Here is a 13,413-nt window from a genome sequence, read left to right as displayed (position 1 = left end):
GGACTAAAGGCTCGCCAGCGCCTCCCCCGCCTTCGCCACCAACCCGTCCGCCCCGCACGAACGCGCCAGCGTCAGCCCCTTGTTGAGCTCAACCACCGAGCGGGTGGCGATGCCGTACTCGACGCGAGCCGCCGCGTGTTCGTACTGGCAGGGCGAGGCTTCCAGGTAGGTGACCGCCTGGGCGGCCAGCCGTACCGCGCGCTGGCCCGATTCGAGGGCCGCGGCGCAGCGGAGGGCCTCACCGATGGCCGTGTCGGTGCCGAAGCGCTCGGCCTGGCGGCGGGCGTCGGCGGCCAGGGCGGCGGCACGCGCCGGGTCCTCGGTGGCGAGGGCTCGGGCGAGGTCGACCGCCCAGGGAGCGAGCACCGTGTTGTGGTGACCGCGCGCGGTGGCGGCCTTCTCGGCTGCCTCCAGTTCGTTGATGCCGTCCTTGGTGCGGCCGGCGGCGAGCAGCAGACGGCCGCGTACGGAGCGGGTGTCCGGGAGCACGATCGTGGACGGGTACGGAGGTGCGAAGCCGTAGCGTTCGGCGATCTCCGCGGCCTCCTGGACATGGCCGCGGGCGAGCAGTGTGTCGATGAGGCCGCAGGTCGCGGACCAGTACAGGGGCAGCCCGCGGCCGACCCGTTCGGCAAGGCGGAGCGATTCGCGCTGGAAGTGCTCCGCGTCGGCGAGGCGGCCCCGTCTGCGGTGCGCGAGGCCGAGGTAGGCGTTGGCCAGGGAGAGGTGGCCGCCGCTCCAGCCGGCCTTCACATAGGCGTGCAGAGCCTCGCTGAACAGGCTTTCTGCCCGGTCGAGCCGGTCGGCGTAGGCGTACGCGCTGCCGAGCATCAGGAGCAGTTCGACGCCCCACTCGGTGTCGGTCCAGCCGAGTCCGGGTGCGAGGCGGCCGTTGACGAGGGCGCGGTCGCACAGTTCCACGACCTCTTCGGCGTTCTCGCCGCGCGTCATCGCGTCGAAGCCGCGCAGTATGAGCAGCGCGCGCTCGGAGTTGTCCCGCCCGGTGCAGGTCCTGACGAGTTCGGCGAGGCCGAGGGAGTGTCCCGAGGCGCGCTCCTCGCCCGCGTGGATGCCCTCCCACATGTAGTGCACGGCCTGCAGCCGCATCCGGGCGGGGCCCGGTTCGAGCCGGGCGGCCTCCTCGTCGACCGTACGGACGGCCTCGTCCAGCTGGTCGTTGTGGAGCAGCGCCTGGGAGAGCCGGAACACGGCGTCCACGCGCATGGCGTCCTCGAGGCCGGGCCTTTCCAGCGCGGCGCGCAGATGGCCGATGGTCGTGGAGGGCGCGGTCAGGAGCGTGGCGCAGCCCAGTTCGTAGAGCACGCGGGCGTGCACGTCGGGAAGCGGGGGCTCGGCCAGCGCGCGCTCCAGACAGCGCCTGGCCGCGTCGGGCGCGCCGACGGCGAGATGTTCCCGGGCGGCCTCGCGCATCTGCTCGACGAGTTCGGGGTCGTTGTCCGGGTGGACTTCGAGAAGATGGCGGGACGCCGCGGCCGCGCCGCGCCCGGACTCGGTGACCGCCCAGGCGGCCTGGCCGTGCATCGCGGTGCGCAGGGCGTCCGGGATCGAGCGGTAGACCGCGGTCGCGATGAGCGGATGCACGAACTCCAGCTCGTTCTCGGCCACTTGACCGTTCGTCGGCTCGGACCCGGTCAGGATGCGGGCGACGCCGAGGAGTTCGGCACAGCGCAGGGCCTCGTCGCTCTGCATTCCGGCGAGTTGGGCGGCGAGGTCGACGGAGATCCCGGTGCCGAGGATCGCGGCCGCCCAGGCGAAGCGCGTGGCGTCGATGCCGAGTCCTTCGAGGCGGGCGACGAGTCCGCGCCCGCGGGCCGAGCGGTTCAGGTCGCGCAGCTCGGCGGCCGATCCCTCGGCCGGCTCCATCCCGCTGTCCTGCACCTTGGCGAGCAGTTCGACCGTCTCGTACGGATTGCCGCCGGTGACCGCCCACACCTCGCGGCAGAACGGCGCGTCGGCGTGCTCCCCGAGCGTGGCGCGGGTCAGCCCTTCAGCCGCGGCCGGGGTCAGCGCGCTCAAGGTGGCGACCGGCCGGGCCGCGGCGGCGACCACGTCGAGGAGCCGGGCGCTCTCCCCGCTGACCTCGCCGGGGCGGCGGGCCACTACGACGAGGACGGACAGGTCCTCGAGCCGCTCGGCGAACGCGGCCAGCCAGCGCAGCGTCTCCTGGTCGGTCCAGTGGGCGTCGTCGATGAGCAGCACGAGCGGCCACTCGCGCTTGGCGAGCCGCCGCACCGCCGCGACCAGGCCGTCGCACACACCTTGCGGATCGGGCTGACGCTCGCCCGGATCCGCTATGCCGAGGGCAGGTCCTGCGATGTCGTACCAGTCGCCCAGATATTCGCGCGCTTCCTCCGGCATCAGCGAGACGAGGGCCGGCTGAAGCAACTGCCGTACGACATTGAAGGGGACGGACGTGACGGTCTCGCCGCCGCGTGCCGACCACACCGCACAGCCGCTGCTCTCCGCGATCCGGCGCGCCTCGGCCAGGAGCGCGGTCTTGCCGAGGCCCGCCTCGCCGCTGAACACCAGCAGGCTTCCCGAGGAGGCGGAGTCCGCGCGCAGCGCGGCGATCGCCTCTTCGAGTGTGGCGACTTCCTCGTCGCGCTCCCACAGGGAAGCCGAGGCGACCACTCCGGGCCGTGCCTCCGTCATCCCGCTACCTCCCCAGAGTCGCCAAAACGACGTACTGGTAACGAGCCTAGCGGCCTGGAAGCCCCGGTGGAGGCGGGTCCGGGCAGGTGTTGCCGAGACGAGTGACAGCAGTGTCCCGGAGGCGACGCGAGGGGCCGTCGACCAGCCCGTGTGAAAGTTATTGACAGTCAACATCTCACGAACTGAAGTTAATTTTCCAACATCAGTCTCCGTCGGGGCCGGCTCCTCCCGGCCCCGGGCACGCCCCGGGAGGTCCCCCAATGAGCGCCCCCGCGCACGACTCGGACCTGCGCGCCGCCCGGTCCGAGCACTCCCGCAGAGCCCTGTTCGCGGGCTCCGTGGGCAACTTCATCGAGTGGTACGAGTTCGGGGTCTACGGCTATTTCGCGACGATCATCGCGGCGCGCTTCTTCACGCCGGAGGGCGGCAGTGAGGTCGAGGCCCTGGTGAAGACATACGCATCCTTCGCACTGGCGTTCTTCTTCCGACCCGTCGGCGCCGCGCTGTTCGGACGGCTCGGCGACCGGATCGGGCGACGCCCGGTGCTGATCCTGGTGATCACCCTGATGACGGCCGCCACGACCCTGATCGGCATGCTGCCCACCTACGCCACGGTCGGCGCCCTCGCCCCGTGGCTGCTCACCTTCCTTCGGGTGCTCCAAGGACTGTCCGCGGGCGGGGAGTTCGGGGGCGCGGTCTCGGTGATGACGGAGTTCGCGCCGCCGGGCAGACGCGGACTGTACGGGTCGTGGCAATCCTTCACTGTCGCGCTCGGGCTCCTTGCCGGTGCGGGCGTCGCGGCGCTGCTGGCCACGGTGCTCAGCGCCGGCGAGCTCGAAGGCTGGGGCTGGCGGCTGCCGTTCCTGCTGACGCTGCCGCTCGGCCTCGGCGCGCTGTGGCTGCGGCTGAGACTGGACGAGACGCCGTCCTTCGAGCGGGAGCGGCAACGGGAACGCCCGCCCGGCCGCGAGGTGGCCAGGGCGATCGCGCTCGGTGCCGGGCGCGTCATGGGCTGGGCGGCGGCCGGTTACACCTTCCTGGTCGTGCTCCCCTCGTACCTGCAGAGCACCCTGAACGCGACCTTCCAGCAGGCGCTGCTCGCCACGTTGCTCGCCAACCTCGGCTTCGCGGCCACGATCGTCCCGGCGGGATGGCTCAGCGACCGGATCGGGCGGCGCCCGGTCATGCTCACAGGGGCCGTCCTGGTCACCGTGCTGGCGATCCCGTTGCTCAACCTCCTCCAGAACACCGGGACTTCGAACGGCGTGAAGGCTGTCGCCGTCTTCCTGGCGGGTGCCGTCGTCGGGCTGATGGCGGGGCCCGGTCCCGCGATGCTCTCCGAGATGTTCCCGACGAGCGTGCGCTACACCGGTCTGGGACTCGCCTACGCCCTGTCCAATGCGGTGTTCTCGGGCTGCGCGGGGCTCATCATCACGGAGACGATCAAACGGACGGGAAGCGTGGACATCCCCGCGTACTACGCGGCGGCGACCTGCGCGGTGAGCGCGCTCGCGCTCGCCACGCTCCGTAAGGGTGAAGGGAGTTGAGCAGGTGCAGGTGATCGGCCTGATGTCCGGCACGTCGTACGACGCGATCGACGCGGCGGCCGCCGAGCTGACCCTCGACGGGGACAGCCTCGTACTGCGGCCGCTCGGGCTTGTCAGCGAGGCGTACGACGCCGGACTGCGCGACGCGCTCGCGGCGGCGCTGCCTCCGGCCCCCACCAGCCTGGCCGAGGTGTGCCGCCTGGACACCCTCATCGGGCAGGCCTTCGCGGCGGCAGCTGTCCGGGCAAACCGTGAACTGTGCGACGGGGAGGGCGAGTTGGTCGCCTCGCACGGCCAGACCGTCTACCACTGGGCGGCGGACGGGCAGGTGCACGGCACCCTCCAGCTCGGGCAGCCCGCCTGGATCGCCGAGGCGACCGGGCTGCCCGTGGTCGCCGACTTCCGCCCGCGTGACATCGCCGCGGGCGGCCAGGGCGCGCCGCTGGTGAGCCTGGTCGACCTGCTGTGGCTGCGCGGCCGGCCGGGGACGCCGGTGGCACTGAACCTCGGCGGCATCGCCAACCTCACCGCGCCGGACGGCACCGCCTTCGACACCGGGCCCGCGTGTGCGCTCGTCGACGCGGCGGCACGGGGCCTGAGCGGAGGACGCCTCGACTACGACGTGGACGGCGCACTCGCCGCCCGCGGCACTGAACACGAGCCGCTGCTCCGGCGCCTGCTCGCCGAGCCGTACTACGCCCTGCCCGCACCCAAGACGACCGGCAAGGAGCTGTTTCATCTCGGCTATCTGCGGGACGCATTGGCGGGTTCCGGGACGCTCACCGCCGAGGACGTCATCGCGACCCTCACCCGGCTCACCGCACGGACGGTCGCCGACGCCGTGCGCGCGGTGCGGGCCACAGAGGTGATCGCCTCCGGCGGCGGCACCCGCAATCCCGTACTCATGGCGATGCTGGGCGAGGAACTCCCCGGGGTGGTGCTGCGCACCTCCGACGAGTTGGGGCTGCCATCGGCCGCCAAGGAGGCGTACGCCTTCGCCGTACTGGGGTTTCTGACGCTGCACGGGCTCGCGGGCACCGATCCGGCGAGCACCGGGGCCCGGCATCCCAGCGTGCTCGGGTCGATCACCCCGGGCAGGGACGGGCTGCGGCTGCCGCCGCGGGGAGACCGGACGCCCGTACGGCTGAACCTGAAGTGACTCCTGGCGGGGCCCTCTCATCCGCCTTTCACCCAAGGCTCATACGGTGGGCACCATGACGCAGGTGACTCCTCCCGGCTGGTATCCCGACCCCGGGCAGACAGATGACGCTCCCGCCACCGAGCGCTGGTGGGACGGTAAGGCATGGACGGACCAGACCCGCCCCGTCGGGTCGGCCGCCGCATGGGGTCCCCCGGCGCACCCGCCGGCCGCTGGACCGTATCCGGCTCTCGCCCCGGGTTCGCCGCGGCGCGGACTGCGCATGGGCATAGCGGTCGCCGCGGCGATCGCGGTCCTCGCGGGCATCGGCGGCGGTGTGTACGCGCTGACCAAGGACGACGGCAACAGCGGCAACAGCGCCAATTCCCAGCGTCCCGGCGGGCAGGGCGGCCCCGGGGGCGGACAGGGTGGCTCGGGCGCACCCTGGGGCGGACAGGGCGGCGAGTCGGGGGGACCCGGCGGCGCTCCCGGCGGTTCGGGCGGCCAGACCCCGGCGCCCGGCCAGTCAGGGCAGCCGCAGACCGAGGACGGCTACGCCACCGACCCGGTCAGCGGCATCAGCATCCCGGTGCCCGACGGCTGGACCGGCCAGACCGTCACGGTCGGCGCCGCGATCTCCACCAAGGACACGTACACGTGCCCGGGAGCCACCTCGGAAAAGTGCCAGCGGGGCGGAGCGTACTCGGCTCCCGCGCTGGCACAGGGCCTCAAGTCCACCACGGCGGAGGCGGCGGCCAAGGAGGACATCGCCAAGAACGCCAAGGAGTCGTACGGCAAGGGCTACGGCACGATCAGCTCGCACACGGAGCTCGCCTCGAAGGCGGTCACGGTGGCCGGTGAGAAGGGCTATCTGGTCCGCTGGAAGGTCGTGACGAGCAAGGGTGACGACGGCTACGTCCAGTCGCTCGTCTTCCCCTCCCCCGCCGACTCCAAGTCGCTCGTCGTCGTCCGCTTCGGTGTCGACGTCAGTTCCAAGGCGCCCAAGCAGTCGGTGATCGACACGATCACCAAGGGGATCAAGGCGGCGCCCGGGGCCGGCGGCAACGGGCAGAACGTCTGAGCGACCCCGGCAAGGCCGGGGTCGCTTGGACGGAAAGAGTTCGGCCGGGTGGGGCGCCCCTCCGCTCAAGGGGAACCCCACCCGGCCGGGGGTGCGCGCCGCCCCCGTCCCCACGGTGCGGCGCGTTACAGGCCGACGTCCGGTCATCCCGCGGACGGCGACCTGAGTCTCAGGTCAGGCCGAGGGCCGGCAGCACGACCGCCTCCACGAATTGTGAGAGATAGTCGGAATCCGCGTACTTGCCCTCCAGAACGGGGCGTACGCGCACGACGCCGAACAGCTGTGCCGGGATGAACTCGAGCGCCGGGTGGTCGGCGGCGATCTCCCCCCGGTCGACCGCGCGGGCGATCATCTGCCTGACCGCGGCGATCTCGGGCTCGACGAGCGCGTCGCGCAACGCCTCCTGCAGCTCCCTGTCCTGCATCACGGCATGACCGAGCGCCTGGAGCAGCTGGGTGTCGCGGCCCGACCAGTCGCCCGCGGCCCGCGCGGCCTCGCGCAGGTCCTCGGCGAGCGAGCCGGTGTCGATCCCCGTGAACCGCGGACAGCGGTTGGCGCGCAGCGCGGCGGCCACGAACTGGGGCTTCGTCTTCCACTGGCGGTAGAGCGTGGACTTGCTGCAGCGGGTGCTCGCGGCCACGCCCTCCATGGTGAGCGCCTCATAGCCGCATGCGCGGATCTGGTCGAGCACGGCGTCGTAGAACTCCTGCTCACGCTCCGGCGTGATCTTGGAGCGGCGCGAGGCGACGACCGTCTCCGGTCCGTCCGCGGCCTGCGACGTCATGGCTCTTCTCCTCGCTGACTCGGGCTCGTTTCGGTGATCCACGGTGTTCTGCTTCACACAGTCTAATCGATACGTCAGTGTACCGGTACGGCTGCGTATCGGTACACTAGCGTATCGGTACACGCTCGTATCGGTACACTGCCGTATCGATGAGCCTTGGACAGGATCCACTCTTCTGTCGAGTGGATCCTGTCCTGGGCTCACCGCGCACCACCCCACGCAAGACCGTCAGCAAGGGGGCCGGGGGATGGATTCCCGAACCGAGCCTGCAGAATCCGAGTCCGCCTCAGAACCGGAGCCGCCCGACGCGGCCATACGGCGGGCGTCGCCCCCGGGCGACGCCTCCGCATCGCACGCGCACGACACCTCGGCGCGCCCGCCGCTCCTTCGCGAGCTCCTGCTCGTCGTGGGGCTCTTCGTCGTCTACAAGGTCGGCCGGCAGCTGGCCACCGGCCACACCGGCGAGGCGTTCGGCAACGCGCACCGCGTGTGGGACCTGGAGCGGGCCGTGCACCTGCCGGGCGAGGGCGCCGTGCAGACCGCACTGCTGCACAGCGACACCCTCGTGCACATCGCGAACACCTACTACGCGACGGTGCACTTCCCGGCCACCGCGGCCTTCCTGGTCTGGCTGTATCTGCGGCGCCCGGCCCACTACGTCTGGGCCCGCCGAGTGCTCGCCGTGGTCACCGCTGCCGCCCTGGTGGGGCACCTCACCTTCCCGCTCGCGCCGCCGCGGCTGCTCGGCGAGGCAGGGCTCGTGGACACCGGGCAGGTGTACGGGCCCACGGTGTACGGGGCGCACCCGGCGACCGATTCGATGGCGAACCAGTTCGCGGCGATGCCGTCACTGCACTTCGGCTGGGCGCTGATGGTGGCGATCGGCCTGATCGCGGCCACTCGGTCCCGGTGGCGCTGGCTGTGGCTGCTGCATCCGCTGCTCACCCTGCTGGTGATCGTCGGCACGGCGAACCACTACTGGTTCGACGCCGTCGTCGCGGCCGCGCTGCTCGGCATCGCGCTCGCCGTGATCCACCTGCCGCACCGGACGGCGACGACCGCCGGACGGCTCCAGGAGCGCGCCGACGCTCCCGTGCAGGAAGTGCCGGAGCTCGTGGGGGCGGGGCGATGAGCGCGACTCTCGCCGCCGTCGTCCTGTCCCTGTTCTCGGCCGTCGCGTACGCCGCCGCGGCCGTCGCCCAGGAGCGGCTCGCCTCCCGGTCCGCCGGCTCGGGCACGCTGCGGCTGCTGGCCAGCGGAGCCTGGTGGTGGTCGGTCGTGCTCAACGCGTCCGCCGCGCTGCTGCATGTCGCCGCGCTCAAGTACGGCACGCTCACGCTGGTGCAGCCGCTCGGAGCGCTCACCCTGGTGGCCGCGGTGCCGCTGGGGGCTCGGGTGGCCGGACGACGGGTCAGCGCGGTCGAGTGGCGCGGTACGGCACTTACGCTGCTCGGCCTCGCCGCGCTGCTCGTCACGGCGTCCGGGCCCGCGCCCGACGACGTGCTGAGCGTGCCGCAGGCGCTGGCTGTCGCCGGTACGACCGCCGTGCTGATCGGCGGTCTGTCACGACCGGGAGCACGGCCGGGGCTGCGGCACGCGACCGCGTCCGGGTTCGCCTCGGGTGTCGCCTCGGCGCTCACACAGACCGTGACGGTGGCCGCGACGGACCGTTCGGACTCGCTGCTGAGCGCCCAAGTGGTCGTGGTGGCGCTGCTCGTGGCGGCCTTCGCGGCGGGCGGACTCCTCCTGTCGCAGACCGCGTACCAGGGCGGTCTCGGCGCACCGCTCGCCGTCGTGACACTCGCCAACCCGGTGGCCGCCGTGGTGATCGGCCTGTCCCTGCTCGGCGAACGCCTTCAGGGCGGCGCGGCAGGCGTACTGCTGGCGCTCGCGGGAGCGGGAGTAGCGGCGTGGGGTGTGGTGACACTGTCACGGTCGGCCCCGGAGCCCGTGCCCTTGACGGCTGACTCGGTGGACGGCTTGGTGGACGACGATCACCCCGTCGCCGCGGTGCTGGCCCTGGAGCCCGGATCGGCGGCGTACGAGCCCTCGTTGGTGCCCAAGCAGCCCAATTCGGGCCACCTGACGGCTCTCTAGCGTCGGCTCTCTGACGCCGACGGCAAGAAGGGCGGTTGCGGAGATCCGCAACCGCCCTTCCTCATGCCGAGTGCCGAATGGCGAAGGCGATGTCAGCCCAGTCCTCGGGAGTCCTGCTTGAGCGCCGTGTCGACGGTCAGCGCCGTCGCCACGACGAGGCTCAGCAGGGGCTCGGGGAGCTGGAAGTGGATCTGCAGAACGTAGTTGTCCGCAGTGGTGAACATCGTCTTGGCGAGGCCTTCCCAGGTCTTGGTGATCCGGGCGACCTCGTTGTCGGCGTGGTCGACGATCGCGAAGTTCCAGGCGCGCCAGTTCTCCGCCTTGATCGCACCGACCTGCTGGCCGTTGACGTTCATCGCGAAGTTGATCTTGCCGATCATGTTCTGCTGCACGATCTCGCCGACCGGCGAGCCGTCCGGACGCGACACGATCACCCGCGACTTGAGGAACTTGGCCGGGCGCGTCAGCAGCAACTGCGGCTGGCCGTACGCGTCACGGATCTCCAACTTGTGGGTCATGAACTGGTCGAGGCTGGAGACGAAGCGCAGGACCTTCTTGAACGCGTTCTGACCGACCTCGGTGACCGAGCCGATCTGGTTGCCGTTCTGATCCATGACCTTGTACTCGTTGGTCACCTCGATCAGCTTGGCCTTCTGGTTCACCACCAGGACCGGCTCGGTGAACAGGCTGCCGCCGCCGGCGCCGCTGGGCGCGACCCCGGCCTGCTGCTGCACCTGCTTCTGCACGCGCGGGTCGGGACCCGGAGCGGGCTGGGCGTACGCCTGCTGGGGCTGCTGGGCCTGCTGCGGTACCTGCTGTGCCGCCTGGGCCTGCTGGTCCGCATTCGTGTGCTCGGTCCATTGCGAGCCGTCCCAGTAACGCAACGTCTGGGGCGCCCCGTGCGGATCCGGGTACCAACCTGCAGGAGTGTTCGAATGCGTGGTCACCGGGGCACACTACCGCGAGATGGCCGGAAAGCAACCGGCACTTGGGTAATCATCAGGCGGTGACGATCGCCGGGTCGCTCACACCGGGCCGACCGTTCTCGACATGTCCGGCGAACCGGCGCAAGAAGCCGGCGTCCGCGTCGGACACGACGGTCAGGTCGTACCAGCGCCTGCTCGCCCGCAGATCGACCGTGTGCCGAACGGTCGCGCCCGCACGCACCTTGAACGACAGCGACTTTCCGCCATAGCCGTTGGTGAGCTTGAGGACGACCGTGCCGGAGCCCTTGTTGGTGAAGGTCAGCTCCACATCGCTCCCGACATGCCGCGCGGTGACCTCGGGTCCGGCGACCTTGCCCGGGCCCTTGAAGGTGCGCAGGAAGCCGTTCGGTCCGTGCACGGTGAGGTCGTACGAGCCGTTCGAGTACACCGAGTTCCAGGTGTCCGAGACCGTCTTGCCCGCCTCGGTGGTGTACGTCCAGGGGCCGTCGGTGCGGTTCTGGGAGGTGACGAGGAAGGCGGCGCCGGCCTTGGCGCCCGAGCCGAAGGTGAGCGTGAACTTGCCGGCCGCCGGGTCGGCCGAACCGTCCACGAGGGGCGCGTACTTCAGCGGGCGGGCCGGGCGCGAGCCGCGCTCCTGCTTGGGCAGGACCGGGTTCGCGGGCGGGGTGGGCACGAAGTCGGGGTGACGGTCGTGGTCCGGCGGCTGGTAGCCGTCGGTGTCCGGCAGCGCGGCCGGCTTCGTGTCCTTGCGCGCGAAGTCGAACGCGGCGGTGAGGTCACCGCTGATCGCGCGCCGCCAGGGCGAGATGTTCGGCTCGTGGACGCCGAAGCGGCGCTCCATGAACCGGATGATCGAGGTGTGGTCCAACGTCTCGGAGCAGACGAACCCGCCCTTGCTCCACGGCGAGACGACGAGCATCGGCACGCGCTGGCCGAGGCCGTAGGGGCCGGCCGTGCGGCTCGCGTCACCCTTGTAGAGGTCCGGGCCGACATCGACCGTGGACTTGCCCTGCGCGGCGGACTGCGGCGGGTACGGCGGCACGAGGTGGTCGAAGAAGCCGTCGTTCTCGTCGTACGTGATGAACAGGGCCGTCTTGCTCCACACCTCGGGGTCGGAGGTGAGCGCGTCGAGGACCTGGGAGATGTACCAAGCGCCGTAGTTGGCAGGCCAGTTGGGGTGCTCGGTGAACGCCTCGGGTGCGACGATCCAGGAGATCTTGGGCAGCTTCTTGCCCTGGACGTCGGCCTTCAGCTGGTCGAAGAAGCCCTCGCCCTTGCGGGCGTCGGTGCCGGTGCGGGCCTTGTCGTAGAGCGGGTCGCCGGGCTTGGCGTTGCGGTACTGGTTGAAGTACAGCAGCGAGTTGTCGCCGTAGTTGCCGCGGTACGCGTCGGAGATCCAGCCCCAGGAGCCGTTCGCGTCCAGGCCGTCGCCGACGTCCTGGTAGATCTTCCAGGAGACCCCGGCCGCTTCGAGGCGCTCAGGGTACGTCGTCCAGTCGTACCCCACCTCGTCGTTGCCGAGGACCGGCCCGCCGCCCTTGCCGTCGTTCCCCGTATACCCCGTCCACATGTAGTAGCGGTTCGGGTCGGTGGAGCCGATGAACGAGCAGTGGTACGCGTCGCAGATGGTGAACGTGTCGGCGAGCGCGTAGTGGAACGGGATGTCCTCGCGGGTCAGGTACGCCATCGTCGTCGACGACTTGGCGGGCACCCACTTGTCGTACTTGCCCTTGTTGAAGGCGGTGTGTCCGTCGCTCCAGCCGTGCGGGAGGTCCTGGATGAACTGCAGACCCAGATTGTCCGCCTCGGGCCGGAACGGAAGCACGTCCTTGGTGCCGTCCGACTGGTACCAGACCGACTTGCTGCCCGACGTCGTGGCCGGACGCGGGTCACCGAAGCCCCGGACGCCTCTCAGCGAGCCGAAGTAGTGGTCGAAAGAACGGTTTTCCTGCATGAGAACGACGATGTGCTCGACGTCGTCGATCGTGCCGGAACGATGGTGCGCGGGCAGCGCCGCGGCCCGCTGAATGCTGCTGGACAGCGCGGTGAACGCCGCGGTACCGCCGGCGAGTTGAAGGAAACGGCGCCGATTCACTTGAGGCATGAGTGAGTGACCTCTTGTCCTGACGGGCCCGGTCGGCCGGATGCTGATGGAACGTGCGCGGTTGGAGTGTTCCAAGAGCACCAAACGTCAGGGAAGGGTCCTGTGGACCCCATGTGAAAGTCGGCGGTACGCGAGGCGAACGGTTTCGGACGGATCGTCAGCCGACGGCCGTGTCGAGGCGTTCGGCACCTCGGCCGACGGCCGATTCGAGGGATTCGGAGCGTCGGCCGACGGCCGATTCGAAGGGTACGGAGCGTCGGCCGACGGCCGGTGCAAGGAACGCGGATCCTCCTGCGACGTGGGCTTCTGTCTGACGGAAGCCGCCTTGCCCGGCCCCGGCCGCCGTCACGAATCTGTTGCCCAGCGGGGCGACGAGGCCCCGCCTTCGAGGACGGGAGCGCCATGCCCCACATGACCTCCTTTGCCAGGAACCAGTGGCAGGCGGCGAATGCAGCGGCCTGGCCTGAGCGGCTTCCCTATGCGGAAGCCACGACCTGGCCGGACATGACCTGGGGAGGGTTGGGGAGCAGCGAAGCGAGGTTGTCCCGCACGAAGACCGCCGCCTTCTTGATCGATTCCTCGGCCCCCGTCTCGCTTTCGAAGACGCTGGTCGAGACCATGACTCCGTTCCCGGCGTCGACCCAGTAGTAGGCCAGGAGACCGGGGATCTGACGGATGAGCGGCACGAATCCCTCGTTCACCCGACGCCCTGCCTCGGCCGGATCGGCCACCCCTTCATATCGTCTGACGGCTGCGTACACGGCTGATCTCCTCACGAGTCCGGGGCATCTGCTGCGGAGACGCCGTACCCCTGCGACGGGTGCTCGGCTCGCGAGTCGTCCGGAAATCACCGGAAGGGTTCAGCCGGTGCTCTGAATGGCGGCCAGTGCTGATGACCCGGGCCGGACAGCTCTCCCAAGGCGCGATGCGGGCGTGTGCAGAGAGAGCTGTCGCTCGACAGGTCAAGTCCGTATTCCTTGCGATCCAGCCGGTGGAGCGCCCACGACAGTTGCTCGGCGGGAGCGGCCCGACGGACAGACGT

The 13,413-nt window shown here is 70.7% G+C and carries 10 protein-coding genes; 5 read left to right on the top strand and 5 right to left on the bottom strand.

Translation table 11 applies throughout. The annotated features are described in order from the left end of the window. Positions 1–3 precede the first annotated feature (3 nt). Positions 4–2,673, bottom strand: a complete 2,670-nt coding sequence (locus ACZ4RZ_RS16405; protein ID WP_467745156.1) for an ATP-binding protein — start codon at positions 2,671–2,673, stop codon at positions 4–6. Between the two features lie 260 nt (positions 2,674–2,933). On the opposite strand from ACZ4RZ_RS16405, the gene ACZ4RZ_RS16400 reads away from it, so the two are divergent. Genes ACZ4RZ_RS16400 through ACZ4RZ_RS16390 form a run of 3 tightly spaced genes read left to right on the top strand, consistent with a single transcriptional unit; the run spans position 2,934 to position 6,439 of the window. Beyond that, positions 2,934–4,220 (top strand): MFS transporter, encoded by a 1,287-nt coding sequence (locus tag ACZ4RZ_RS16400; RefSeq protein WP_467745154.1) that lies wholly within the window; start codon positions 2,934–2,936, stop codon positions 4,218–4,220. A gap of 4 nt (positions 4,221–4,224) precedes the next feature. Beyond that, positions 4,225–5,379 (top strand): anhydro-N-acetylmuramic acid kinase, encoded by a 1,155-nt coding sequence (locus tag ACZ4RZ_RS16395; protein WP_467745763.1) that lies wholly within the window; start codon positions 4,225–4,227, stop codon positions 5,377–5,379. A gap of 55 nt (positions 5,380–5,434) precedes the next feature. Then, positions 5,435–6,439: a DUF2510 domain-containing protein gene (locus ACZ4RZ_RS16390; protein ID WP_467745153.1), complete on the top strand. Its 1,005-nt coding sequence runs from the start codon at positions 5,435–5,437 to the stop codon at positions 6,437–6,439. A 169-nt stretch (positions 6,440–6,608) separates the two neighbouring features. On the opposite strand, the gene ACZ4RZ_RS16385 is transcribed toward ACZ4RZ_RS16390, so the two are convergent. Continuing rightward, positions 6,609–7,223, bottom strand: a complete 615-nt coding sequence (locus tag ACZ4RZ_RS16385) for a TetR/AcrR family transcriptional regulator (RefSeq protein WP_467745151.1) — start codon at positions 7,221–7,223, stop codon at positions 6,609–6,611. A gap of 247 nt (positions 7,224–7,470) precedes the next feature. Here ACZ4RZ_RS16385 and ACZ4RZ_RS16380 point away from each other — a divergent pair, with 247 nt between their 5' ends. Together ACZ4RZ_RS16380 and ACZ4RZ_RS16375 are read left to right on the top strand one after the other, a co-directional pair. Beyond that, positions 7,471–8,355, top strand: coding sequence for a phosphatase PAP2 family protein (locus ACZ4RZ_RS16380; protein WP_467745149.1), 885 nt, complete (start codon positions 7,471–7,473; stop codon positions 8,353–8,355). Continuing rightward, positions 8,352–9,320, top strand: coding sequence for a DMT family protein (locus tag ACZ4RZ_RS16375; RefSeq protein WP_467745147.1), 969 nt, complete (start codon positions 8,352–8,354; stop codon positions 9,318–9,320). The genes ACZ4RZ_RS16380 and ACZ4RZ_RS16375 overlap by 4 nt, the downstream gene beginning before the upstream one ends. A 92-nt stretch (positions 9,321–9,412) precedes the next feature. Here ACZ4RZ_RS16375 and ACZ4RZ_RS16370 read toward each other — a convergent pair whose 3' ends face one another. The 3 genes from ACZ4RZ_RS16370 to ACZ4RZ_RS16360 all read right to left on the bottom strand — a co-directional run bounded on the left by ACZ4RZ_RS16370 (position 9,413) and on the right by ACZ4RZ_RS16360 (position 13,132). Then, entirely contained in the window at positions 9,413–10,267 is an 855-nt protein-coding gene (locus tag ACZ4RZ_RS16370; protein WP_467745145.1) for an LURP-one-related family protein, read from the bottom strand. Positions 10,268–10,319: 52 nt separating this feature from the next. Then, positions 10,320–12,371 (bottom strand): phosphocholine-specific phospholipase C, encoded by a 2,052-nt coding sequence (locus ACZ4RZ_RS16365; protein WP_467745143.1) that lies wholly within the window; start codon positions 12,369–12,371, stop codon positions 10,320–10,322. Positions 12,372–12,847: 476 nt separating this feature from the next. Next, positions 12,848–13,132 (bottom strand): hypothetical protein, encoded by a 285-nt coding sequence (locus ACZ4RZ_RS16360; protein WP_467745141.1) that lies wholly within the window; start codon positions 13,130–13,132, stop codon positions 12,848–12,850. Between the last annotated feature and the right edge of the window lie 281 nt (positions 13,133–13,413).

This window comes from Streptomyces sp. NPDC027189, assembly GCF_055566975.1.
Note: the sequence above shows the minus strand (reverse complement) of the source record. Positions and strands in the feature narration are given on the sequence as shown.